1 protein-coding gene is annotated in these 286 nt (G+C 40.9%); it reads right to left on the reverse strand.

Annotation, left to right across the window (positions count from 1 at the left end):
* Positions 1-43: 43 nt before the first annotated feature.
* On the reverse strand, positions 44-190 hold the full coding sequence (locus tag HC752_RS24505) for a hypothetical protein (RefSeq protein WP_190337764.1): 147 nt from the start codon (positions 188-190) through the stop codon (positions 44-46).
* Positions 191-286 lie beyond the last annotated feature (96 nt).

A 286-nucleotide genomic window follows, 5' to 3' on the forward strand; every position in this document is an offset into this window, starting at 1 on the left:
TATGAAGCAGCTAAGAAGATGTGGCAAAATTATAGGGTAAGGTTCAAAGTTCCCTTTTCTTATCATCATGATTAGAATCTTCTTCACCTGAATCTTTGTAAGTTTCTTTGGTGAAATGCCGCTTTGGTTTCATCGAAAGGCAAATTGGCTGTTTGGTTACTTTTGCCAAGTAGCTATTTCTAGCAGCCATTTGCTGCGCCGTGATTTTAGTGGGGCGGCAGCGCATCGAAAAATTCACAGCTTGATGCTCGCCTTTTGTTCAACTTGTTGTGGGTTCATTGTATAG

The organism is Vibrio sp. S9_S30, from assembly GCF_014694455.1.
Lineage (GTDB): Bacteria > Pseudomonadota > Gammaproteobacteria > Enterobacterales > Vibrionaceae > Vibrio.